The sequence below is a fragment of the Streptomyces atratus genome (assembly GCF_014648655.1).
Lineage (GTDB): Bacteria > Actinomycetota > Actinomycetes > Streptomycetales > Streptomycetaceae > Streptomyces > Streptomyces atratus.
Genome location: NZ_BMRN01000020.1, coordinates 24745 through 48034 on the forward strand (window position 1 = coordinate 24745; position 23290 = coordinate 48034).

Genomic DNA, 23290 nt, shown 5'->3' on the forward strand with positions numbered 1-23290 from the left:
ACGGCCATCGGCGACCGGGCCAGGGAGCTGCGAGAATTCGTCCATGGTGGCAGGACCGGAGTCGGGGTCAGGGGAGTGGGCGAGGCACTGGCAGTACGCGGAGCTGCCCGACCTCGATCTGCTGCGTGCCCGGTACGTGCGCCACACCTTTCCGCGCCACAGCCACGAGGGCTATGTCTTCGGCACCATCACCCGAGGGGTGGAGGACGTCGGGCTGCCCGACGGCACCGTCGTGCACGCGGGCCCCGGCACCGTAGTCATGATCAATCCGGAGGTGCCGCACACCGCCCGCGCGGGTGTTCCGGAGGGCTGGGTGTACGCCACGCTGTACCCGTCCGCGCAGGTGATCAACGACATCGCGGCCGATACGACGAGTCTGCGCGGCACGGTCGGCTTCACCGAGACCAGCGTCATGGACCCTTACGCCGCCCGGCTGATCGGCGAGGTCCACCGGGCAGCCGAGGAGGGCAACGCACTTGCCGCGGACACCGTGCTGCGGGTGATGGTCGCGCGACTGCTGAGCCTGCACGGCCGCGCACTGCCCGCACGCGTGCCCCGCTCGGCGGGGGCCCGCGACGCGGCGCGGGCCCGCGCCGTGCTGGAGGGCAGGATGGCGGAGCCGCCCACCTTGGAGGCGCTGGCGGCGGAGCTCGGCACCAGCCCGTTCGCGCTGCTGAGGGCCTTCAAGAAGCAGTACGGGATGCCGCCGCACACCTGGCTCACCGATGCCCGGGTGCGGGCCGCGCGCCGGATGCTCGACGCGGGGACGGCACCTGCGGAGGCGGCCACCGAGGTCGGCTTCACCGATCAGCCGCATCTCAACCGTCACTTCACCCGGATCGTGGGGGTGCCGCCGGGCGCGTACCGGCGCGAACGCGCAAGAACGTACAAGACCGGTCGCGATCTGCCCACGTAGCGTTCCGTTCGTGGCAGAACAGACAACACTTCCAGAGGGTGTCGGCGAGGCAGTCGGCATACCCCACGGCAGCGCAACCGTCCTCGGGGCGAAGCCGGACTCGGCCGTCGTACGCGACGCGCTCGGTGTCGGCATTGCCGTCGGACTTTCCGGCTTCGCCTTCGGCGTGACCTCGGCCGGCTCCGGACTGAGCCTGCTGCAGACCTGCGCGCTCAGCCTCGCCGTCTTCACCGGCGCCTCACAGTTCGCCCTCGTGGGCGCTCTCGCGGCGGGCGGCAACCCGTACACCGCGGCTGCCGGGGCCTTCTTCCTCGGCGTACGCAACTCGTTCTACGGCCTGCGGCTGTCGCAGCTGCTCGCTCTTCCACGCGCGCTCCGTCCCTTCGCCGCCCAGTGGGTCATCGACGAGACGACCGCCGTGACACTGCCGCAGCCCACCCGGCGGGCCGCACGGATCGGTTTCGCCGTCACCGGACTCACCCTCTACGTGTTGTGGAACCTGACCACGCTGCTGGGGGCCCTCGGCGCCGAGGCGCTCGGCGACACCGACGCCTGGGGGCTGGACGCGGCATCGCCCGCGGTCTTCCTCGCCCTGCTCGCGCCGATGCTGAAAAGCACGACGGAACGAATCACCGCCGCGATCGCGGTTCTGCTCGCGCTCGGGCTGCTGCCCGTACTGCCCGCAGGCGTCCCCGTCCTGCTGTCCGCGCTCGCCGCACCCGCCGTCCTCTTCCTGAGCGGGCGCCGGAAAGGAACGAGCCGGGACACGGCCGCGGCGGAGGAGAACCGATGAACATCTGGATCGCCATCGCGCTGACCGCCGTCGGCTGCTACCTCGCCAAACTGCTCGGACTACTGGTGCCCGCCGGTGTGCTGGAACGTCCGCTCGCGCAGCGTCTCGCCGCGCTGCTGCCCGTGGCGCTCCTGGCCGCCCTCACCGCGCAGCAGACGTTCGGCGACGGGCAGCATCTGACGCTGGACGCCAGGGGCGCGGGGCTCGCCGCGGCGGCGCTCGCACTGGTTCTGCGCGCGCCCTTCCTCGTGGTCGTAGGGTCCGCCGTGGTCGTCACTGCAGGGGTACGTGCACTCGGACAGGCACCTTGGTGAGACACGCGTGTAAGGGGCTCGGTTCAGGGGACCGAGCCCCTTACACACGTACTTGTCGACCCGTTCAGTGCACTGCGAGGCCCGTCGGCGCGGTCTCCGCCACATCAAGCCGTGCCGCGTCTTCCTCCGGCCGGAGGAAGCAGACGGTCAATACTGTGGACGACCGGCTGGCCGAGCTCACCGAGCCGACCGGACTCGATCCGTCGTCGCCACGTGACGCAGCGCTGGCCATCGCGGCCCTGTTGCTGCGCGACTCCGCTGCCGGGGCCGACGGCGTGTCCGCAGCCGGATGATCGACGGACGGCACATGCGCGGAGACACGACTCGGGTGCACGTGCGCTGCGCACCGCACACAGCGCGCAGCGCACGGGGCCCGGCTACGAGACCGCTGCGCCGCCTTGCCCGCCCGGTCTCAGTCGAGGCTGCGCCCATGGGCCCGCAGTGTCAGGAGCGCCTTGAGCGTCACGATGGGCCGTCCCTCCAGGGCCGTCCCAGGCGCCCACTGCCGCCAGTTCACCGGCCAGCCGCCGTCCGCCTGCTGCTGGGCCGCAAGATGGTCGAGCGAGCGGACCAGCTCCTCGTCGGTGAACCAGTGGCGGGCGAGCGAATCGGGTGTACGGGCGTAGTCGTACGGGAAGTGCCGCTCGCCCGGTGCGTATCCGGCCGCCACCGGGTACTCCGCGCTCCGCTCCGGATGCAGCACGGCGAGCCGCTGTTCTCGCACCAGCCGCCCGAGCCGGTCGGCCGCCGCCTCCGCACGGGCCCGGTCCGGAGCGCCGTCCAGAAAGGCGAGCGCCGCCTCGATCTCGTACGGATGCGACTGGTCCAGAGCATCGACAGCCGCCCAGCAGAAATCGGTGGCCCGGAACAGCCAGGCATGCCACACCGCATTGCGGTGCAGGAGCCCGACGACGGGTCCGGTGGTCAACAGTGCTGCGGGCGGGTCGTCGACGATCGGGATGAACGGTGCCGCCGGATAGCCGCGCTGCGACGGCAGGAGAGCGGGCAGTGCCCCCTCCTTGGTGGACACGTCGGTCAGGAAGCGGCAGATCCGTTCCACTCGCAGCCCGCTGCAGCGGTCGATGGAGTCGAGGACATTGAGCGCGTGCGCGGTGTGCAGTGGCTGACTGACGGGGCCACGCAGATCGGGTTCGAGTGCGTGCCCGTATCCGCCGTCCTCATTCAGATAGGCGGCGAGTGCGGTCTCCACGGCCTCCGCACTTCCTTTCAGGAAGTGATGGGCGAACCGCCGCTGTTCTAGGACACGGGCCGTGAGCCAAATGAACTGCTCGGCACGGTTGAGGGGACTTGTTCCGGTTCCAGCCATGGACCGACCGTAGGGCGGTAAGCGCTCTCGGCAGGACGTAGCGGCCTGGCTGCACTCTCAGGAGCGGGATACTGAGGTCATGCGGTTGACGATTTTCTGGGAACGGATGGCGGACCACTTCGGCGCGGGATACGCCGATTCCTTCGCGCGCGATCATGTAATGGCCGAGCTCGGCGGGCAGACGGTGCACCAGGCACTGGCCGCGGGCTGGGAGACCAAGGACGTCTGGCGCGGTGTCTGTACCGCGGTCGGCATCCCCGCCGACAAGCGCTGATCGCCGGCTCGTCAATGGCCGGACCTGTGATGTTGTCCGGGGTGGGCGGCTGTTTGTCACAGCCGTAGGCGAGACTGGAGCCGTGTCACCGACAGACGAGACAGCCCAGACCCAGACGCCTCTCACTCAGCCCGCCCCGCCGGTCCCGCCGTCCGGCTACGGGTCGGCCCGTATGCCCGCGTGGCTGCCCCGTGCCATGGTGCTCGCCCTGGCGCTCTACGCCTGTTTCCAGCTCGGCAGCTGGGCGTTCGACCAGCTCATCGGGCTGCTGATCAATGTGCTGATCGCGTTCTTCCTGGCGCTCGCCATCGAGCCCGCGGTGAGCCGGATGTCGTCGCGCGGCATGCGTCGCGGCCTCGCCACTTTCCTGGTCTTCCTCGGCGTGCTGATAGCCGCGGCCGGTTTTGTCGTGCTGCTCGGCTCGATGCTCGCGGGCCAGATCGTCGACATGGTCGAGGACTTTCCGAAGTATCTGGACTCGGTGATCAACTGGGTCAACCAGAGCTTCCACACCGAGCTCTCCCGGGTCGAGGTCCAGGACAGTGTGCTGCACTCCGACTGGCTGCAGAAGTACGTCCAGAACAGCGCGACCGGAGTGCTCGACATCTCCACCACCGTGCTCGGCGGGCTGTTCCGTCTTCTGACGATCTTCCTGTTCTCGTTCTACTTCGCCGCCGACGGCCCCAGGCTGCGGCGCGCCTTGTGCTCCGTACTGCCACCCGCCAAGCAGGCCGAGGTCCTGCGGGCCTGGGAGATCGCGGTCGACAAGACCGGCGGCTACCTCTACTCGCGCGGCCTGATGGCACTCGTTTCCGGGATCGCGCACTACATCCTGCTGGTGATCCTCGGTGTTCCGTACGCGCCCGCGCTCGCCATCTGGGTCGGGCTGGTCTCCCAGTTCATCCCCACGATCGGTACGTATCTGGCAGGCGCCCTGCCCATGCTGATCGCGTTCACCGTCGACCCCTGGTACGCGCTGTGGGTGCTCGGATTCGTCGTGGTCTATCAACAGTTCGAGAACTACGCGCTGCAGCCCAAGCTCACCTCCAGGACCGTCGACATCCATCCGGCGGTCGCTTTCGGATCGGTCATCGTGGGTACGGCGTTGATGGGTGCCGTGGGTGCGTTGATCGCGATCCCGGCCGTCGCCACGCTCCAGGCGTTCCTCGGCGCCTATGTGAAGCGGTACGACGTGACGGACGACCTGCGGGTGCACGGCCGCCACCAGCAACGTGGTGAGCCGGCGCTCATGCGGCTGCGCCGGTCCTGGCGGACTGCCGGGAGCAATGAGGGCCGGGGCGGACAGGACGGGGCCGGGGAGCATCCGGAACGTGTTTGACCGGCTCGGTGGTGGGGGCTCGTCTCAGCGATAGCCCATTACGTCGGCCGGCCGGCCGGCCCGGGGCCTGGACCTCGGTGACATATCTCCAGGCATCGGGCCGACTGCCGTCGAGGCCGGTGAAGCCGTAGACCTTCGCCAACCGTCCGCTGGACAGCGACTTGCCGTTCCAGCGCGACATCCGGGGGTCCTGCGCGAGCGCGGCCACCGCCCGCCCGACGACGCCGGGCTCTCGGAGAAGGCGAAATGGGGCGAGTGTGCGATCGCGTCACGCCAGTTCGCCTCGGCGACGCCGTGGGCCTCCAGCATGGCTTCGGACGCAGCCGGCCGGGCGTGAGGGTCACGGCGGTCGCACCATGGGGCTCCAGCTCGTGCGCCGGCGCGAAACGCCATCCGGTTCACCGACGCCTCGGCCAGGTCGTAGAAGAAGGAGGCCCGGTAGTTGGCGGCGTTGTACTCATCGGTTCCGTCCGTCACCTCAGCGACCAGTCCTCCCGGCGTCTGGATGAGGAGCGGGAGCGCGTAATGACTGGTGATGGGGTGGGTGTCCACGGCCAGGCGCAGGGTGTGCGGCCCCGATTCCAGGGAGGACTCCCAGACCGACTTGTTCCACTCGATCTTCGCTCCCCAGATGTCGTTCACGAGAACATGTAGACAGCCCTGTTCCCTCCGGATACGGGCCACGAGCACGCGGACCTCCTCGGGTATCGGATGGTCCACCCGAACCGGGATTCCGTGGCCGCCGGCCTCGTCCACGAGAGCCGCTGTCTCGTCGACGGTCTCGGGGCGGTTCATCTCCGAGCGCTGCGACCCGCTCGTCCGCCCTGTGACGTAGACGGTCTGGTCGCACCCAGCTGAACAGCGATGCCGCGGGCCGCACTCCGCGTCGCCCCGGCCACCAGAGCCACTTTGTCTGTCGGTTCTGTCGCCATATGGGCGGAATTTAGCATGGTGTCGATCGTTGATCTTGACTCCTCAAAGGGTGGAGTGCTACGGCGCTACGCTGGGGGCAGTTCGGTCCGGCGCGGTGTGCTTGACACTAAAATCGAACATCCATTCTCATGGGATTCCGGCCGGGTTTTCCCGGGCCCGACCGTGGAGTTGTCCACAGGCCGGGAGGACGTCGAGGCCCATTGTCAGTGGCAGGGGTTAGCGTCTTTGACGTGAAGCGATCGACTCAAGCAAATCGGGTGGAACCCATGGCAGGAACCGACCGCGAGAAGGCGCTGGACGCCGCACTCGCACAGATTGAACGGCAATTCGGCAAGGGCGCGGTGATGCGCCTCGGTGAGCGGCCGAACGAGCCCATCGAGGTGATCCCCACCGGGTCGACTGCCCTCGACGTGGCCCTCGGCGTCGGCGGCCTGCCGCGCGGCCGTGTGGTGGAGGTGTACGGACCGGAGTCCTCCGGTAAGACGACGCTGACGCTGCACGCGGTGGCGAATGCGCAGAAGCTCGGTGGCTCGGTGGCCTTCATCGACGCGGAGCACGCCCTCGACCCCGAGTACGCGAAGAAGCTCGGCGTCGACATCGACAGCCTCATCCTGTCCCAGCCGGACAACGGTGAGCAGGCCCTCGAAATCGTGGACATGCTGGTCCGCTCCGGCGCCCTCGACCTGATCGTCATCGACTCCGTCGCGGCGCTCGTGCCGCGTGCGGAGATCGAGGGCGAGATGGGCGACTCGCACGTGGGTCTGCAGGCCCGCCTGATGAGCCAGGCACTCCGCAAGATCACCAGCGCGCTCAACCAGTCCAAGACGACCGCGATCTTCATCAACCAGCTCCGCGAGAAGATCGGTGTGATGTTCGGCTCGCCGGAGACCACGACCGGTGGCCGGGCGCTCAAGTTCTACGCCTCGGTGCGCCTCGACATCCGCCGGATCGAGACGCTGAAGGACGGTACCGACGCCGTCGGTAACCGCACCCGCGTCAAGGTCGTCAAGAACAAGGTCGCGCCGCCCTTCAAGCAGGCCGAGTTCGACATCCTCTACGGCCAGGGCATCAGCCGCGAGGGCGGACTGATCGACATGGGCGTGGAGCACGGCTTCGTCCGCAAGGCGGGTGCCTGGTACACGTACGAGGGCGACCAGCTCGGTCAGGGCAAGGAGAATGCCCGTAACTTCCTCAAGGACAACCCTGATCTCGCCAATGAGATCGAGAAGAAGATCCTTGAGAAGCTGGGCGTCGGCGTCAGGCCTGATGCCAATGCCGCCGAGCCCGGTGCGGATGCGGCGGGCGGCGCCGCGGCTTCGGCCGACAGCGCGAAGTCGGTGCCCGCTCCGGCCGGCAAGGCCAAGCCGGCCAAGACCGCGGCGGCCAAGAGCTAGACCGTGACGCGTCGTACGGAGTGGCCGGTCAGCGCCACTGACCATGGCGCCGGTCCCGGCCCCGAATTCGCCGCCGGACACACGGCCGAGTCCGAGGGCGCGTACGAGCCGGAGGCCGGTCACGGCACCGGCTCGGGCGCCGGATTCGGTGAGGGGGCGGATCGTCGTGCCCGCTCCCGCTCCAGGAGCAGCGGCTCCCCTTCCTCGTCGAGGGCCGAGAAGGGGGAGCCGCGAGACCCGGTCGAGCAGGCGCGCAACATCTGTCTGCGGCTGCTCACCGGGACCCCGCGCACCCGAAAGCAGCTTGCGGATGCCCTGCGCAAGCGGGAGATCCCGGATGAGGCGGCCGAAGAAGTGCTGTCGCGCTTCGAGGATGTCGGGCTGATCGACGATGCCGCGTTCGCGGACGCCTGGGTGGAGTCCCGGCACCACGGCCGAGGGCTGGCCCGCCGCGCACTCGTCCGTGAGCTGCGCACCAAGGGGGTGGATTCCGCCGTGATCGACGAGGCCGTCGGGCAGCTCGACTCCGAGCAGGAGGAGGCGACAGCCCGAGAGCTGGTCGCGCGCAAGCTGCGTTCCACCCGCGGCCTGGAACGTGACAAGCGGCTGCGCCGCCTTGCGGGCATGCTCGCCCGCAAGGGATACGGGGAAGGCATGGCCCTGCGCGTGGTGCGACAGGCGCTGGAAGAAGAGGGCGAGGACACGGAAGGCCTGGACGAGCCCTTCTGACCGGGCCCGTACCGGGCGGGGCGGTTGTGGTGATTACTGCCCGGCGCGAGCGGCGCGGCTGATGGTGGCGTCGATCAGGGCGAGCGCATCTGCGGCGGTGCGGCCGGGGTGCCGGTTCCAGGGTCCGATCAGCCCGGTCCAGCCCTGGGAGCGGAGCTCGGAGACGAGCCAGGCGCCGGCCCGGTCCACGGTGTCGCGAGAGCCGTAGCCCAGGCGATGCGCGGTGAGAAGGGCGCCGCAGATGCACCGCGCGCCGCGGGCGTTGCGCAACCGGTACGGGGTGTTCTGCCAGCCCCACTCGGTCAGGATCTGACGTGCGTAGGCGAGATGCGTGGAGGGACGCATCTCGGGCTGCCCGATGCGCCGCCAGGAGTGGAGTCGGTCGGGGAGGATCGCACCCAGGCGCCCGGGGAGAGGCCGTTCACGCGGCGCGGTCGCCGGCAGGGCACGGGCGGAGTCGGCGATGAGCTGGTCGACCGGTACGGACAACAGGTCGCGCCAGTCGGCCGGGGGGCTGACCGGCAGTCGTTCCGCGGTGCCGGGGGAGGAGGGGAGCAAGGGTCCGGGGGCGGTGAGGTCCCAGCCGGAGATGATCTGTTGCCACGCCTCGGTGTCATGGAAGCGAGCGGCCTGAACGTCGAGCTGGTCGGGGGTGAGGGTGGGGGTCGGCATGGGTGCGAGGCCTCCGTCACGTCGGTCCTTGGCGTTGAGGTGAATGTCTGTCGGGTACGGGGATTGCTCCACCGGAGCGTGGCGTTCGGGTGTGTCGGGGTGGATTCGGGGGACCGGCGAACGGCCTGCGGGGGGTAGCCCCAGCACGAAGACGCAGGCGCGCTCCAGTGCACGGACATCTGTGCACAGAGCACTGTGTGACGCATGGCAGAGAAGCCACCCATGGCAGCCGTGCACGACACGGACGCTGCGCACGCCACCAGCTACCACCCGCGTGGACTGGCCCCACGCACCGACCTCGCCCTCTTCGAGCAACTCCAACGCGGAAGCGACCCGGCCCCGGACCCGACCGGGATCCCGGACCCGGCCGTGACCCCAGCGGACGACAACAGAAAAGAGACGGACGCACCATGATGCTGCGCTATGCCCTGCAGACGATCCGGGACCGTAAGGGCGGATTCCTCGGTGCCTTCCTGGCACTCATGTGTGCCGCCGCCCTCATCACCGCCTGCGGCACGCTGTTGGAGACCGGCCTGCGCGGAAGGATCGCCACCGAACGCTATGCCGCCGCGCCGCTCGTGGTCTCCGCCGACCAGAACGTCCACCGCACCACCGTCAAGCACAAGGGCAACGCAAAAACCAAGGTCAAACACAAGGCGAAGCCGGTTGCCGAGCGCGCCTGGCTGCCTGCGGGCATCGCTGACCGGATCAGTAACCTGAAAGGCGTCCGGAAGGTCGTTCCCGAGCTGACCTTTCTGGCCCAGCCCGTGACTCGGTCCGCGACCCAGTCCGTGTCCCAGCTCGCCGCCCGCCCCTCGTACGGCCACTCCTGGGCCTCCGCCCCACTCACCCCCTTCGCTCTCGTCTCAGGCCGCGCCCCCGCCTCCGAGGACGACGTGGTGATCGACCGCGGCCTTGCCGAACAGAAGGGCCTGAAGCCCGGGGACCGGCTCGTCGTCCAGTCCACCAGCACCCCCCGCCCGTACCGCATCAGTGGCATTGCGGCCCCGGTCGGCCGGGGCGACCTCCGGCAGCAGTCCTCGCTCTTCTTCTCCACCGCCGAGGCCGAGCGCCTTGCCGCCCGCCCCGGCCGGATCAGCGCCCTCGGCGTGATGCCCGCGCCGGGCACCGACCCCAACCGGCTGAAGCAGCAGGTCGAACAGGCGCTCAGGGACACCACTGCGCAGGTCGCCACCGGTGACGACCGCGGGCCCGTCGAGTTCCTGGATGCCGCGGGAGCCCGTATCAAGCTGGTCTCCATGGGCGGCGCCATGGGGGGTACGTCCCTCCTTGTCGCGATCCTCGTCGTGGTCGGCACCTTCGCGCTCTCCATCCAGCAGCGCCACCGCGAACTGGCCCTCCTCCGTGCCATCGCTGCCACCCCGCGTCAGGTCCGCCGCCTCCTCGGCCGTGAGGCCCTGGCCGTCGGAGTCGTTTCCGGCCTCCTGGGCGCGCTCGCCGGACTGCCCCTCGCCGGCTGGCTGCACAGTCGATTCATCGACATGGGTGTGGTCCCGGCGACCCTGGAACGCACCGCAGGTATCTTCCCGGCCTGCGCAGCACTGGCCGTCACTCTCCTCGGCGCCTGGGCGGCGGCGAGGATCTCCGGCCGCCGTATCGCACGCATCCGTCCAGCCGAGGCCATGGCGGAGTCCACGGTCGAGCGCGGCCCGGCCCGCGGCCGGATCCTCGCGGGTCTCGTGCTGCTCGCGGGCGGCGCCGCTCTCGTCGCCGTACTGAGCGTCCTGCGTACCGAGGCCGCCGCGACCCCTGTCACGTTCCTGGCCGTCGTTGTGTCGGCCACGGCCGTGTCACTGCTGGGCCCGTTCCTCGTACGACTGGCTTCTGTACTGCTCGCGGGACCACTTCGACTGGCAGGTTCCGGGGGACCGCTCGCGACCGCGAACATCCGCGGGAACTCCACCCGGATGGCCTCCGTCGTCACCCCGCTCACCCTGCTCATCGGGATGACCTGCACGGTTCTCTTCGTTCAGCCGACGCTCGGCGACGCCGCCCGCGCCCAGGCCCACGACGGCGTCCGCGCCGCCTGGGTACTGGCCGCGCAGGGGCCAGGTGTCCCGTCCGCTGCCGCCCAGACCATCCGTAGGACGCCGGGTGTCACGGCCGCCACCGAGGTCGTACGGACCACCGTGCGCGTCGGCCTCGACAAGTACCCGGCCCAGGGTGTCACCCAGGCCGGACTCGGCCGCACCTGGGACCCTGACGTGACGAGCGGATCGCTCACCGAGTTCACCACCGGCCCCGGCGCCGCCGCGATCAGTGAACTCGCTGCCGACCGGCTCGGCCTCCACCCCGGCAGCAAGTTGAAAGTCCACCTCGGCGACGGCACCCCCGCCACCCTCACCGTTGTCGCCGTCTACAGCCGGGGCCTGGGCTTCGGCGACCTGACCCTGCCCCATGACCTGCTCGCCCGCCACATGGACAACCCTCTTGCCGCCACCGTCCTGGTCGCCGGGGACAGCGGCCGTGACGAACTCGCCGCCGCACTCAAGCAGTTCCCCGGCGTCTCCGTAATCGCCCCGGCGACCGCCGACCGGCTCCAGGCGGACCGACAGCAGGAGAATGCGGCGGTCAACCATCTCGCCATGGGCCTGGTCCTGGCGTTCACCGCCATCGCGGTCGTCAACACCCTTGCCATGTCCGTGTCCGAACGCATCAGGGAGTTCGCCATGCTCAGGCTGGCCGGCGCGACCCGGCGTCAGGTCCTGCGGATGCTCCGCATCGAGGCCCTGTCGGTCCTGCTGATCGCCGCTGCCCTCGGCAGCGGTATCGCAGTGGCTGTACTGACCGCCTTCAGCATCGGCATGACCGGTAGTGCGGCGCCCACCGTCCTGCCGCTGGTGTACGCGACGGTGGTGGGCGCCGCCGCACTGCTGGCACTGACCGCCACGGCGCTGCCCGGGCGACTGGCACTCAAGGTCCGCCCGGTGGAGGTAGCCACGTCCAGGCAGTGACCTCCGACGGGATCCGGCGTCGGCGTCCTGCGGCTGGGGCGCCCCGCTCGACTCCGCCCCGCCGCGACGCCGTCCTTTGGCTGGACGCCCCCGTGCCTCCCCCGTTCCAGCGCCGTCCATCAGACGTCGACCGGAAGCCCCGCCGCACGCCACGCCTGGAATCCCCCGATGAGATCGGTCGCCCGGTGCAGCCCCAGCTGCCGCAGGGACTCGACGGCGAGACTCGATGCGTAGCCCTCGTTGCAGACCACCACGATGTGGAGATCGTGGCTCACCGCCTGCGAGGCCCGATGGCTTCCCTGCGGGTCGAGCCGCCACTCCAGCTCGTTGCGCTCGACGACCAGCGCCCCCGGAATCAGCCCGTCCCGCTCCCGCAGCTCCGCATAGCGGATGTCCACGAGCAGCGCCCCGTCCGCAGTGGCGGCGACCGCCTCCTGCGGGCCGACCCGGACGAACCCGGCCCGGACCCGTTCCAGCAGTTCGTCGATCCCGACCGGCTCCTTACCACCCCGACGGCTGTCGCTCACTGCCAGTCCTTGGGCCGTTCGACCTGCTCAAGACGGAGCACCGCACCGGTACGGCTGTAGCGCCGGATCTGCGGCAGCGGCGGGTAGTACGCATGGACGGAGACGGCGTGCTCCGTGCCGGACTCGTTCAGCACCTCGTGGACGTGGTGGCGGCCGAACGCCCTGCCCTGGCCGGTGGCCAACTGCCTGGAACGGTCGATGCCCTCGGCGAGTTCGAGGGTCTTCCAGCCGTCGGTGGGCAACCGGGCGGCGAGCGACAGCTCCTTGAGGGTGCCGACTGCGGTGGTGAAGGCGCCGATCGAGTCGGCGTGGTCGTGCCAGCCGGTGCCGGTACCCGGCGGCCAGCCGATCAGCCAGGCCTCGCTGCCGCCCGGTCCTTCCAACTGGACCCAGGTGCGGCTCTCGGGATCGAGGGGGAGCGAAGCGAAGATCTCGGCGTCGGCGGCGACCCGACGGACGAAATCGAGCAGCTCTGCGGCCGTCGGACCGGTATCACCGTCGGCGGCGGAGGAGGGCATGCGTACAGAGGGTGACGCAGGGGCAGACACAGGGACCGTCCTGAGGGTTCGCGCGGATGCACGGCCGCACGACAGAGCGCACGGCGCGGCAGAAGGAGGCGATTCAGCAGGACGGGCGACACACGCAGCCCGCATAGCGGACGAGGTCCATATGGACCCTCCGCCACAGGCGCACGTCGGTGTCGGTCACGTTTCGGAGTACACCATCTACGTCCGCATCGGTCAATTGATGCCCGCAGTCTGGTCGGAACGTACGGCGGCGCGCACCGCTCCGCCACGTACCGCGTCCGCCGCCGCGAAGAGGTCCCGGGGCTGCACCCCGCCGAACGACGCCACGAGATGACCGTCCGGCCTGACCAGCAGCACGGTGTGCGCCGACGCCCCCGGATAGCTCTCGGTCACCAGCAGCTCGCCCTTCACCGGCAGCGCGTCGACAGCCGCGACGAGGCGGGGCATGACACCCGCGGACATCCAGTGGCGCCGGTCCCACACCCCGGTTCCGGGCGCCACCAGGACCACCAGAAGATGGCCCTGCCCCAGCCGCTCGCGCAGCCGCACGGTCGTGCCGTCGGGTGCCGTCACCCGTACATCGGTGACCGGCGCACCGGGGGGCGTATCCACAGATGTGTGCGCCTCGGCGCGTGCGGGCGCAAGGGGCGAGTGCGAGTACGAGGGGGGCGCACCGAGGGGGCCGCACCCCAGATGTCCATCGGTGAGCAGTGAATCGTGCCCCCGTGCGCTCCCCGGTACCAGGGTCCGCAGACCGCCGCCGCCGCGCAGTATCGGCAGCGACTGGTCCGCGGCGCGCAGCCGTGCGGCGACCGCGGCCCGGCGCTCCGCCTGGTAGCTGTCGAGCAGTATGTCGGAGGCGCCGTGGTGCCAGGCCTGGGCCAGTTTCCAGGCCAGGTTCTCGCAGTCCCGCAGCCCCTCGTCGAGCCCCTGAGTGCCCAGTGCGCCCAGCAGATGGGCGGCATCCCCGGCCAGGAAGGCCCGGTCGACCCGCCAGCGCAGGGCGAGCCGGTGGTGCAGCGTGTACACCCCCGTGTCCAGCAGCTCGTACGGCGGTGTCTCCCCGCACCAGCCCGCCAGGGTGTCCCGGACCCGGGTGATCAGGGCGTCCGGGGTGACGAGCTCGCCACGCGGCGGAAGCAGCCAGTCCAGCCGCCAGGCGCCGTCCGGCAGCGGCCGCGCGGTCACCTCGGCGCCGCCGGTGCGCCACGGCGGCAGCCGGTGCAGCATGGCCTGCCCGGGCCAGGGAAGTTCGGTGCGCAGCGCGGCGACGGCATGCCGCTCCACCGCTGTACGCCCGGGGAAACGGATGTCGAGGAGCTTGCGTACGGTGGACCTGGCGCCGTCGCAGCCCACCAGATAACTCCCGCGCCACCAGGTCGCGTTCGGCTCCCTGGTGTGCACCGTGACCCCGGCCGGGTCCTGCTCGAGTGTGTCGATCCGGCTGCGCGGAGCCACCTGCACCAGCTCCTGTGCGGCCACCGCGTCCCGCAGCCCGCGTGTCAGGACGTGCTGCGGCAGATGGATGGGGGCCGGCAACGGATCACTGTCGGGGGAGTCCTCGCCGAGCGGCATCTCACGCACCAGTTGCCTGCGCCGCATGGACCGCCAACCGGACCACCGCATGCCCTCGTGCCGGAGCGCCTTGCAACCGAGCCGCTCCACCAGGGCCGCTGTGTCCTCCCGCAGTACCACGGTGCGGGCGGGGCGGGTCTCCTCCTTGCCCGGGTCTTCGTCGAGCAGGACGGAGGGAACACCTTGCGCCGCCAGGGCGAGCGACAGCGTCAGACCGACGGGCCCGGCGCCGATGACGATCACCGGATCCACGGGGCGGCTCCTCGAATCCGTGCGGACGACGCCGAGGACGCGGACGGAACGAGCGCGCGGCTCGAAACGGGGGTAGGCGGCGGAGGAAGTGTGGCGGCGGGGGCAGGGGGCGCGATCACAGAACGTATGCAACCTACTGCCGGTGCTTGCGTCAAGCGACACCAGAGAGCGGTGAGGGGCGGTGGCTCATCTGCCACCGCCCCTCGGGAACTCCATGCGACGGTCCGTCAGACGGCGCGCCCGTCATCGACGACGAGCGACGGCGTACCGACCGTCTCCGGTGCGCCCCCGGGCGCGGTGCCCTTCCCCTTCTTGTTGCGCCGGAGCCAGCGCTCCAGCCAGCTCGCGAACGAGGTGAGCGCGAAGTTCACCAGGAGGTAGATCAGGGCGATGACGGTGAAGCACGCGATGGTGTTCGCGCCGTAGTTGGCCGCCATCGGGCGGACCGAGGCCAGCAGCTCGGGGAAGGTCATCACGGCGCCGCCCAGCGCGGTGTCCTTCACGATGACGACGAGCTGGCTGACGATCGCCGGCAGCATTGCCGTCACCGCCTGCGGCAGCAGCACGAACACCATGGTCTGGCCCTTGCGCATGCCGAGAGCCTTGGCAGCCTCGCCCTGGCCCTTCGGAAGGGTGTGGATACCGGCTCGCACGATCTCGGCGAGCACGGAGGCGTTGTACAGCACCAGACCGGTCACCACGGCGTACAGGGGACGGTCGTCGGTGTTGATGTTCGTGTACTCCGAGTACACGGCGTTGGCGATGATCATCAGGATCAGCACCGGGATGGCGCGGAAGAACTCCACGACCACGCCGGCCGGCACCCGTACCCAGCGGTGGTCGGAGAGCCGGCCGACACCGAAGAGCGCTCCGAGCGGCAGCGCGATGATCAGGGCGAAGAACGCCGCCTTGAGAGTGCTCTGGAGACCCGGCCAGATGTATGTCTCCCACGGCTGGGAGCTGGTGAAGAAGGGCTTCCACTTGATCCAGTCGAGCTGGTGCTTCTCGGCCAGACCGTCGTACACCCACCACACCACGGCCGCGGCGCACAGCACGAACAGCACCGTGTACAGGATGTTGCGCTGCTTGGCGCGGGGCCCCTGGGCGTCGTAGAGGACGGAACTCATCGCTTCACCGCCACCTTCTTGCTCACCCAGCCGAGGATCAGGCCGGTCGGGAGGGTCAGGACGATGAAGCCGAATGCGAAGACCGCGGAGATGAGGATCAGCTGGGCCTCCGCCTCGATCATGTCCTTCATCAGGTAGGAGGCCTCGACGACACCGATCGCGGAGGCGACCGTGGTGTTCTTCGTCAGCGCGATCAGCACGTTGGACAACGGGTTGACCACCGCACGGAACGCCTGAGGAAGGATGATCAGCCGCAGTACCTGCGTGAAGCTCAGCCCGAGTGCGCGCGCCGCCTCGGCCTGGCCGACCGGCACCGTGTTGATGCCGGAGCGCAGCGCCTCGCAGACGAAGGCGGCCGTGTAGGCGGCCAGGGCGAGTACGGCCAGACGGAAGTTGATGTCGTCGATGACATCGGCACCGAGCATGACGCCCAGCGTCTGGTACAGACCCAGCGACGAGAACACGATGATCACGGTCAGCGGAATGTTCCGGACCACGTTCACGTACGCGGTGGCGAAGCCGCGCATCAGGGGGACCGGGCTGACCTTCATGCCGGCCAGCAGCGTTCCCCATATGAGGGAGCCGAGGGCGGAGTAGACGGTGAGCTGCACCGTCACCCAGAAGGCCCCCAGCAGGTCGTAACCTTTAAGAAAGTCGAACACGATCTCCCGCGCTTCCGCGTGTAGGAGGGCACGGCGCGCCGCCGTTCACGGACGGCGCGCCCGGTCAGCCCTGCTTCACTTGACGATGTTGCCGATCTTCGGGGCGGGCTCGTTCTTGTAGTTCGCCGGGCCGAAGTTGGCCTTCACTGCCTTCTCCCAGGAACCGTCCGAGACCATCTTGGTGAGGGCGTCGTTGACCTTCTTCTTGAGGTCGGCGTCGCCCTTCTTCAGGCCGATGCCGTAGTTCTCGTTGGTCATCTTGAAGCCGGCCAGCTTGAACTTGCCCTGGAAGTTCGCCTGCGAGGCGTAACCCGCCAGGATGCTGTCATCGGTGGTCAGCGCGTCGATGACCTTGTTCTCCAGGCCGGTCAGGCACTCCGAGTAGCCGCCGTACGTCTGGAGCTGCGCCTTCGGGGCCAGCTTGTCCTTGACGTTCTTCGCCGAGGTCGAGCCGGTGACCGAACACAGCTTCTTGTTGTTCAGGTCCTCCGGCGACTTGATCGAGTCGTCGTCGGCGCGGACCAGGATGTCCTGGTGGGCGAGCAGGTACGGACCGGCGAAGTCGACCTTCTGCAGGCGCTCGTCGTTGATCGAGTAGGAGGCGGCGATGAACTTGACGTCACCGCGCTCGATCGCCGTCTCGCGGTCGGCGCTCTTGGTCTCCTTGAAGACGATGTCCTCGGCCTTGTAGCCGAGCTCCTTGGCGACGTATGTGGCGACATCGACGTCGAAGCCGGCGAACTTGCCGTCCGGGGTCTTCAGGCCGATGCCCGGCTGGTCGATCTTGATGCCGATCGTGATCTTCTTGCCGTCGCCCGAGCCGCTGTCCTTCTTGTCGGAACCGCAGGCGGTGGCGGTGAGGGCGAGGGCGAGCACGGCGGCCGAGGCGGCGGTGACCTTACGAAGCTGCATGGTGGTTTCCCTAGAGTTGACGCGATGTGAGTGATCGGCCGGTCCGGGGCCCGGCGGTGCAGGATCAATCAGTGGTGAAGGATCTTCGACAGGAAGTCCTTGGCCCGGTCGCTGCGCGGGTTGCTGAAGAACTGGTCGGGCGTGGCCTCTTCGACGATCTTTCCGTCCGCCATGAAGACGACGCGGTTCGCGGCCGAGCGCGCGAAGCCCATCTCATGGGTGACGACGACCATCGTCATGCCGTCCCGGGCGAGCTGCTGCATGACGTCCAGCACCTCGTTGATCATCTCCGGGTCGAGCGCGGAGGTCGGCTCGTCGAAGAGGATCACCTTGGGGTCCATCGCCAACGCCCGTGCGATGGCCACGCGTTGCTGCTGACCGCCGGAGAGCTGGGCGGGGTACTTGTCGGCCTGCGTCGCCACGCCCACCCGGTCCAGCAGCGAACGGGCCTTGTCCTCGGCGGCCTTCTTGTCCGTCTTGCGGACCTTGAGCTGGCCCAGCATCACGTTCTCGAGCACCGTCTTGTGCGCGAAGAGATTGAACGACTGGAAGACCATGCCGACATCGGCACGCAGCCTGGCCAGCTCCCTGCCCTCCTCGGGCAGCGGCTTGCCGTCGATCGATATGGCGCCCGAGTCGATCGTCTCCAAGCGGTTGATCGTGCGGCACAGCGTGGACTTCCCGGACCCTGAGGGCCCGATGACGACCACGACCTCGCCACGGGCGATGGTCAGGTCGATGTCCTGGAGCACATGCAGCGCGCCGAAGTGCTTGTTGACGTTGCTCAGTACGACAAGGTCGTTCGCCGCAGGCGCGGCGTCCTCGGCGCCCTTGGTCACTGAAACTCCGCTCATCGGCTTCTTGCTCCGTCCTCCTCGGTTGGGAAGGACCCTAGTGACGCAGTGCGACCAGCGTCATTACATCTGAGCGGAAATTGAGCATAACGATCCGGCGGCAACCGGACACTCCGTGTGAAGGGGACGGCGGGCGAGACCCCCGGGGCGTACCGGGTGGATAACAGATGGCTCGATGCGGTGGGCGGGCCCTTGACTGACGTACCGGTCATCGGAGTGGATGCCCTGGTACGCCATGACGTGAAACACCTCGGTACGGGGAAGTGACGAGAGGCGTACAAGAAACCGCACCGACACGCACCGGCACCGCACCGACGGCAGACCGGTACGCCACACCTTCGGAAAGGGAGGTCATGAGACTGCTGCTCGTCGAGGACGACAACCATGTCGCGGCCGCCCTCTCCGCGATCCTCGCCCGGCACGGCTTCCAGGTCGTGCACGCGCGCAGCGGCGAGGAGGCACTGCAGGCGCTGCTGCCCGCGGACACGGAGCCCTTCGGTGTCGTGCTCCTCGATCTCGGTCTGCCCGACCAGGACGGCTACGAGGTGTGCGGGAAGATCCGCAAACGCACCTCCACCCCGGTGATCATGGTGACTGCGCGCGCCGATGTCCGGTCGCGGATCCACGGCCTCAACCTCGGGGCGGACGACTATGTGGTCAAGCCGTACGACACCGGCGAGCTCCTCGCCCGTATCCACGCCGTCAGCAGGCGCAAATCGGCCGGCGAGGACACCGTTCCCACGCCCGTCGCCGCTCTGCGCCTCGGGCATGTCCACATCGAGCTGCCGACCCGTCGGGTCAGCGTCGACGGATCGGAAGTCCAGCTCACCCGCAAGGAGTTCGACCTGCTCGCGCTGCTCGCCCAGCGCCCCGGTGTGGTCTTCCGGCGGGAGCAGATCATCAGCGAGGTGTGGCGCACGAGCTGGGAGGGAACGGGGCGCACGCTCGAAGTGCATGTCGCGTCCCTGCGTTCCAAACTGCGGCTGCCGGCACTGATCGAGACGGTGCGCGGGGTCGGCTACCGCCTCGTCGCCCCGTCCGCGTAGAGGCGTACGTCCCAGGTGCGCACCCGGCTGCTTCCCCTGCTCATCATTCTCATGGCGAGCGTGTTGCTCGCCCTCGGCTTCCCGCTGGCCGTCAGCGTGGCCGGCGCCCAGCAGCAACGCGTCGTCATCGACCGCATCGACGACACGGCACGCTTCGCCGCGCTCGCCCAGTTCATCGCCGAGCGGACCCCCGGTTACGACGAGAGGCGCCGCACCCTGCGGAGCGAACTCGACACCTACGCATCGGTGTACGGCATCCGTGCCGGTGTCTTCTACCGCGACGACAGCGCCATGGCCAAGGCCCCGGTCACCTGGCAGCTCCCGATCGAGGGGGAGGGGAGAGAGGCCTTCAAGGAGGCGCTCCTGGGGCGTCGCAGCCACGATCCGCCGCAGGTCTGGCCCTGGCAGCGGGGCAGGGTCGTCGTCGCCTCACCTGTCGTACGGGACGGCGACGTCGTCGCCGTCGTGGTCATCGACTCGCCCACCTCCGAAATGCGCGCACGCACGCTGCGCGGCTGGTTGCTCATCGCGGCCGGCGAAGTCGTCGCGATGCTGGTGGCGGTCGGCGCAGCGATCCGGCTCACCGGCTGGGTACTGCTGCCCGTACGGACCCTGGACGCGGCCACCCACGACATCGCCAGCGGCCGGATGCGATCCCGGGTCGCGGCCTCCGGAGGGCCGCCGGAACTCAGGCGCCTGGCCCGCTCGTTCAATGAAATGGCCGACAACGTCGAGGACGTGCTGGAGCAGCAGCGCGCCTTCGTCGCCGACGCCTCGCACCAGTTGCGCAACCCCCTTGCCGCGCTGCTGCTGCGGATCGAGCTCCTCGCGCTCGAACTCCCGGAGGGCAACGAGGAGATTGCCTCCGTGCGCACGGAGGGCAAGCGCCTCGGACAGGTTCTCGACGACCTGCTCGACCTGGCGCTGGCCGAACACGCCGATGCCGATCTGCAGCTCACGGACATAGGCGCACTCACCGCGGAACGCGTCGCTTCCTGGCGGCCGGTCGCCGAGGAGAAGGGAGTGCGGCTCAGGGCGGACGGCTCATCCGCCGTGACCGCCTGGGCGGACCCCATCGCCCTGTCGAGCGCTCTCGACGCCATCATCGACAACGCCCTGAAATTCACCCCCGCCGACGAAGAGGTCCTCGTCACGGTCGCCTCCGGCCGCGATGACGTCACGGTCGTCGTCGCCGACCGCGGACCGGGCCTCACCGCACAGGAGATGGAGCGCGTCGGCGACCGCTTCTGGCGCAGCGCCCAGCATCAGAACGTGAAGGGTTCCGGCCTCGGGCTCTCCATCTCCCAGGCCCTCCTGGTGGCGGGCGGCGGCTCCATCGGCTATGCCGCCCATGAGCCGCACGGGCTGCGGGTGACGGTGTCGGTGCCACGCCAGGGCCCGCAGGGCTGAGCGCGGACGGGAGAGGGGCCGGCCCGGGGATCGGATGGAGCGGTGCTGGGGATCAGGGCTTGACCGAGCGGTAGTAGCGCTTGGCCCCTTCGTGCAGCGGCAGCGGATCGGTGTAGATCGCCGTACGCAGATCCACCAGCTGGGCCGCGTGCACCTCGCGCCCGATCCGGTCCCGGCTGTCGATCACGGTCCGGGTGAACGCCTCGGTCATCGCCGGATCCGTACGGTCCGTGGTCACCAGCACATTGGCGACCGCCACCGTCGGCACCGCCTGACCCTGCTGCGCATTGCGGTAGGCATCGGCGGGCATCACGGCCGACCGGTAGTAGCGGGCGGCCCCGCCCACGGCCTGAAGCTCCTTGATCAGCGGGGCCTCCAGCGGCACCAGCCGGATCGCGAACCGGTCCGACAGCTCCTGCACGGCGGAGGTGGGCAGTCCACCGGACCAGAAGAAGGCATCGATCCGGCCGTTCTCCAGCTCTTTCGGCATGGTGTCGATGCCATTGGGGACCGGCGTCACGTCGTCGGTGGGATCGAGTCCGGCGGCCGTCATCAGCCGGTCGGCGATCAGCCGTACGCCCGAACCCGGCTGCCCCACCCCGACGCGTTTGCCGATCAGGTCCGAGACCTTCCGCACCTCCGAGTCCCGGGGCACGACCAGCTGGATGTAGTCGTCGTACAGCCGCACACAGCCCCGCAGCCGGTCGGCGCCGGGCTTGCCGCTGCGCAGATAGGTGGCGAGGGCATCGGCGGTGGCGATGGTGAAGTCGGCCTTGCCGGTCGCCACCCGCGTGATGTTCTGCTGCGATCCCTCACTGGTCTGCAGCCGTATCGACACCTGGGGCAGATCCCTGGCCAGGTCCCCCTTGAGCCGCTCGCCGTAGCGCTGGTAGACGCCGCTGCGTACGCCGGTACTGAAGGTCAGCGCGCCGCTCGGCGCCGGTTCCCCGAGCGGGAGCAGCCACCACAGCAGCAGCCCGAGCACGACGACGAGGGCGGCGCACGCCTGAAGGGTGCGGCGCCGGCCGATACGGGACAGTGCCTGGAGCATGGCGGCGATCCTGCCAGCCCGCCGGGGCGATGACCAGGGCCGGGCCCCGGTGGCCCGGCGCCTCGGTGTCCGCACCCGGACACAGGGGCCGTGAGCCCGGCCGAAGAGGTATTCATCATCGCGGCCCGATCGGAGCCCTTACCCTGGACGGGTGAGCGGCAACGACGTGGCTGGTGGAGTAGTGGACGGTTTGAAGACGTACGAGGTGCGCACCTACGGGTGCCAGATGAACGTCCATGACTCCGAGCGGCTGTCGGGGCTGCTGGAGGACGCGGGTTACGTACGTGCCGCCGAGGGCTCCGACGGCGACGCCGACGTCGTCGTCTTCAACACCTGCGCGGTGCGGGAGAACGCCGACAACAAGCTCTACGGCAATCTCGGCCGGCTCGCACCGATGAAGACCAAGCGGCCCGGTATGCAGATCGCCGTCGGTGGCTGCCTGGCGCAGAAGGACCGCGACACCATCGTCGAGCGGGCCCCCTGGGTGGATGTCGTCTTCGGTACGCACAACATCGGCAAGCTGCCGGTACTGCTGGAGCGCGCCCGTATCCAGGAGGAGGCGCAGATCGAGATCGCCGAATCCCTGGAGGCGTTCCCCTCCACGCTCCCCACCCGCCGCGAGTCCGCCTACGCGGCGTGGGTCTCCATCTCCGTCGGCTGCAACAACACCTGCACCTTCTGCATCGTCCCGGCGTTGCGCGGCAAGGAGAAGGACCGCCGCACCGGCGACATCCTCGCCGAGATCGAGGCACTGGTCGCCGAGGGCGTCTCGGAGATCACCCTGCTCGGCCAGAACGTGAACGCGTACGGCTCCGACATCGGCGACCGCGAGGCCTTCTCCAAGCTGCTGCGTGCCTGCGGGAAGATCGAGGGCCTGGAGCGGGTCCGTTTCACCTCGCCGCACCCCCGCGACTTCACGGACGACGTGATCGCGGCGATGGCCGAGACGCCCAATGTGATGCCCCAGCTGCACATGCCGATGCAGTCGGGCTCGGACACGATCCTCAAGGCGATGCGGCGCTCGTACCGGCAGGAGCGCTTCCTCGGCATCATCGAGAAGGTGCGCGCCGCGATGCCGGACGCCGCCATCTCCACCGACATCATCGTGGGCTTCCCCGGCGAGACCGAGGAGGACTTCGAGCAGACCATGCACGCGGTCCGCGAGGCGCGCTTCGCCAACGCCTTCACTTTCCAGTACTCCAAGCGCCCCGGAACCCCGGCCGCCGAGATGGAGGGGCAGATCCCCAAGGAGGTCGTCCAGGAGCGGTACATGCGCCTGTCGGCCCTCCAGGAGGAGATCTCCTGGGAGGAGAACAAGAAGCAGGTCGGCCGAACGCTGGAGATCATGGTCGCGGAGGGCGAGGGCCGCAAGGACGGCGCCACCCACCGCCTCTCCGGCCGCGCCCCCGACAACCGCCTGGTCCACTTCACCAAGCCGGACGAGGAAGTGCGTCCGGGCGATGTGGTGACCGTCGAGATCACCTACGCGGCCCCGCACCACCTCCTCGCCGAGGGCGTTGCGGTGGGCGTACGGCGGACCCGGGCCGGGGACGCCTGGGAGAAGCGCACCGCCACCGAGGCCGCCAAGCCTGCCGGGGTGATGCTCGGGCTGCCCGGTATCGGCGCCCCGGCGCCGCTGCCGGCCGCTGCGGCCCCCGGCTGCGGCTGCGACTGACACCGG

Annotated in this window: 24 protein-coding genes and 1 pseudogene; 13 read left to right on the forward strand and 12 right to left on the reverse strand. The window is 69.4% G+C overall.

All coding sequences use genetic code 11. From position 1 onward, the window contains the following. Window positions 1-43 precede the first annotated feature (43 nt). The 4 genes from IEZ15_RS26925 (at window position 44) to IEZ15_RS26940 (ending at window position 2316) form a co-directional block, all read left to right on the forward strand. The gene (locus IEZ15_RS26925) at window positions 44-916 is read left to right on the forward strand and encodes a helix-turn-helix transcriptional regulator (protein ID WP_189279737.1); all 873 of its coding nucleotides are present in this window, start codon (window positions 44-46) and stop codon (window positions 914-916) included. 10 nt (window positions 917-926) lie between these two features. After that, on the forward strand, window positions 927-1709 hold the full coding sequence (locus IEZ15_RS26930; RefSeq protein ID WP_373302625.1) for an AzlC family ABC transporter permease: 783 nt from the start codon (window positions 927-929) through the stop codon (window positions 1707-1709). After that, a complete protein-coding gene (locus IEZ15_RS26935) occupies window positions 1706-2023 on the forward strand; it encodes an AzlD domain-containing protein (protein ID WP_114247019.1) in 318 nt (105 codons plus the stop codon). Before IEZ15_RS26930 ends, IEZ15_RS26935 begins: the two co-directional genes overlap by 4 nt. A 155-nt stretch (window positions 2024-2178) precedes the next feature. Continuing rightward, on the forward strand, window positions 2179-2316 hold the full coding sequence (locus tag IEZ15_RS26940) for a hypothetical protein (protein ID WP_189279738.1): 138 nt from the start codon (window positions 2179-2181) through the stop codon (window positions 2314-2316). Window positions 2317-2435: 119 nt separating this feature from the next. On the opposite strand, the gene IEZ15_RS26945 is transcribed toward IEZ15_RS26940, so the two are convergent. Beyond that, window positions 2436-3350, reverse strand: a complete 915-nt coding sequence (locus IEZ15_RS26945) for a hypothetical protein (RefSeq protein WP_189279739.1) — start codon at window positions 3348-3350, stop codon at window positions 2436-2438. A 79-nt stretch (window positions 3351-3429) separates the two neighbouring features. Between IEZ15_RS26945 and IEZ15_RS26950 the strand changes: the two genes are divergently transcribed. Together IEZ15_RS26950 and IEZ15_RS26955 are read left to right on the forward strand one after the other, a co-directional pair. Next, a complete protein-coding gene (locus tag IEZ15_RS26950) occupies window positions 3430-3624 on the forward strand; it encodes a DUF3046 domain-containing protein (protein ID WP_114247022.1) in 195 nt (64 codons plus the stop codon). A 172-nt stretch (window positions 3625-3796) separates the two neighbouring features. Further along, on the forward strand, window positions 3797-4963 hold the full coding sequence (locus tag IEZ15_RS26955) for an AI-2E family transporter (RefSeq protein WP_114247023.1): 1167 nt from the start codon (window positions 3797-3799) through the stop codon (window positions 4961-4963). A 24-nt stretch (window positions 4964-4987) separates the two neighbouring features. On the opposite strand, the pseudogene IEZ15_RS26960 reads toward IEZ15_RS26955, so the two are convergent. Then, window positions 4988-5871, reverse strand: a pseudogene (locus IEZ15_RS26960) (SDR family oxidoreductase). A 291-nt stretch (window positions 5872-6162) separates the two neighbouring features. On the opposite strand from IEZ15_RS26960, the gene recA reads away from it, so the two are divergent. Continuing rightward, on the forward strand, window positions 6163-7290 hold the full coding sequence (gene recA / locus IEZ15_RS26965; RefSeq protein WP_114247024.1) for a recombinase RecA: 1128 nt from the start codon (window positions 6163-6165) through the stop codon (window positions 7288-7290). A 3-nt stretch (window positions 7291-7293) separates the two neighbouring features. Then, the gene (gene recX / locus IEZ15_RS26970) at window positions 7294-8019 is read left to right on the forward strand and encodes a recombination regulator RecX (protein WP_189279740.1); all 726 of its coding nucleotides are present in this window, start codon (window positions 7294-7296) and stop codon (window positions 8017-8019) included. Between the two features lie 33 nt (window positions 8020-8052). On the opposite strand, the gene IEZ15_RS26975 is transcribed toward recX, so the two are convergent. Beyond that, window positions 8053-8691: a DUF6197 family protein gene (locus IEZ15_RS26975; RefSeq protein ID WP_189279741.1), complete on the reverse strand. Its 639-nt coding sequence runs from the start codon at window positions 8689-8691 to the stop codon at window positions 8053-8055. 204 nt (window positions 8692-8895) lie between these two features. On the opposite strand from IEZ15_RS26975, the gene IEZ15_RS26980 reads away from it, so the two are divergent. Together IEZ15_RS26980 and IEZ15_RS26985 are read left to right on the forward strand one after the other, a co-directional pair. Further along, entirely contained in the window at window positions 8896-9105 is a 210-nt protein-coding gene (locus IEZ15_RS26980; RefSeq protein ID WP_189279742.1) for a hypothetical protein, read from the forward strand. Further along, on the forward strand, window positions 9102-11666 hold the full coding sequence (locus tag IEZ15_RS26985; RefSeq protein ID WP_189279743.1) for an FtsX-like permease family protein: 2565 nt from the start codon (window positions 9102-9104) through the stop codon (window positions 11664-11666). Before IEZ15_RS26980 ends, IEZ15_RS26985 begins: the two co-directional genes overlap by 4 nt. A gap of 119 nt (window positions 11667-11785) precedes the next feature. On the opposite strand, the gene IEZ15_RS26990 is transcribed toward IEZ15_RS26985, so the two are convergent. The 8 genes from IEZ15_RS26990 to IEZ15_RS27020 all read right to left on the reverse strand — a co-directional run bounded on the left by IEZ15_RS26990 (window position 11786) and on the right by IEZ15_RS27020 (window position 18102). Beyond that, window positions 11786-12193 carry a rhodanese-like domain-containing protein gene (locus IEZ15_RS26990; RefSeq protein ID WP_114247029.1) on the reverse strand — a complete coding sequence of 136 codons (408 nt, stop codon included), beginning with the start codon at window positions 12191-12193 and terminating at the stop codon, window positions 11786-11788. Then, window positions 12190-12711, reverse strand: coding sequence for a cupin domain-containing protein (locus IEZ15_RS26995; protein ID WP_229846133.1), 522 nt, complete (start codon window positions 12709-12711; stop codon window positions 12190-12192). The genes IEZ15_RS26990 and IEZ15_RS26995 overlap by 4 nt, the downstream gene beginning before the upstream one ends. A gap of 103 nt (window positions 12712-12814) precedes the next feature. After that, a complete protein-coding gene (locus IEZ15_RS47210; RefSeq protein WP_311605579.1) occupies window positions 12815-12901 on the reverse strand; it encodes a putative leader peptide in 87 nt (28 codons plus the stop codon). Window positions 12902-12933: 32 nt separating this feature from the next. After that, window positions 12934-14547: an FAD-dependent monooxygenase gene (locus IEZ15_RS27000; protein WP_189279745.1), complete on the reverse strand. Its 1614-nt coding sequence runs from the start codon at window positions 14545-14547 to the stop codon at window positions 12934-12936. A gap of 227 nt (window positions 14548-14774) precedes the next feature. Further along, entirely contained in the window at window positions 14775-15674 is a 900-nt protein-coding gene (locus IEZ15_RS27005; RefSeq protein WP_189279746.1) for an amino acid ABC transporter permease, read from the reverse strand. After that, window positions 15671-16336, reverse strand: coding sequence for an amino acid ABC transporter permease (locus tag IEZ15_RS27010; RefSeq protein ID WP_189279747.1), 666 nt, complete (start codon window positions 16334-16336; stop codon window positions 15671-15673). Before IEZ15_RS27010 ends, IEZ15_RS27005 begins: the two co-directional genes overlap by 4 nt. Window positions 16337-16411: 75 nt before the next feature. Then, window positions 16412-17248, reverse strand: a complete 837-nt coding sequence (locus IEZ15_RS27015; RefSeq protein ID WP_189279748.1) for a glutamate ABC transporter substrate-binding protein — start codon at window positions 17246-17248, stop codon at window positions 16412-16414. Between the two features lie 68 nt (window positions 17249-17316). Beyond that, a complete protein-coding gene (locus IEZ15_RS27020) occupies window positions 17317-18102 on the reverse strand; it encodes an amino acid ABC transporter ATP-binding protein (RefSeq protein WP_114247035.1) in 786 nt (261 codons plus the stop codon). 353 nt (window positions 18103-18455) lie between these two features. Here IEZ15_RS27020 and IEZ15_RS27025 point away from each other — a divergent pair, with 353 nt between their 5' ends. Both IEZ15_RS27025 and IEZ15_RS27030 read left to right on the forward strand, forming a co-directional pair. Continuing rightward, a complete protein-coding gene (locus tag IEZ15_RS27025) occupies window positions 18456-19148 on the forward strand; it encodes a response regulator transcription factor (protein WP_189279749.1) in 693 nt (230 codons plus the stop codon). Window positions 19149-19163: 15 nt separating this feature from the next. Further along, window positions 19164-20558, forward strand: a complete 1395-nt coding sequence (locus IEZ15_RS27030; protein ID WP_189279750.1) for a sensor histidine kinase — start codon at window positions 19164-19166, stop codon at window positions 20556-20558. 52 nt (window positions 20559-20610) lie between these two features. Here IEZ15_RS27030 and IEZ15_RS27035 read toward each other — a convergent pair whose 3' ends face one another. Then, window positions 20611-21609, reverse strand: coding sequence for a TAXI family TRAP transporter solute-binding subunit (locus IEZ15_RS27035; protein WP_114247038.1), 999 nt, complete (start codon window positions 21607-21609; stop codon window positions 20611-20613). Window positions 21610-21790: 181 nt separating this feature from the next. Here IEZ15_RS27035 and miaB point away from each other — a divergent pair, with 181 nt between their 5' ends. Further along, window positions 21791-23284: a tRNA (N6-isopentenyl adenosine(37)-C2)-methylthiotransferase MiaB gene (miaB, locus tag IEZ15_RS27040; RefSeq protein WP_189279789.1), complete on the forward strand. Its 1494-nt coding sequence runs from the start codon at window positions 21791-21793 to the stop codon at window positions 23282-23284. The last annotated feature ends 6 nt before the right edge of the window (window positions 23285-23290 follow it).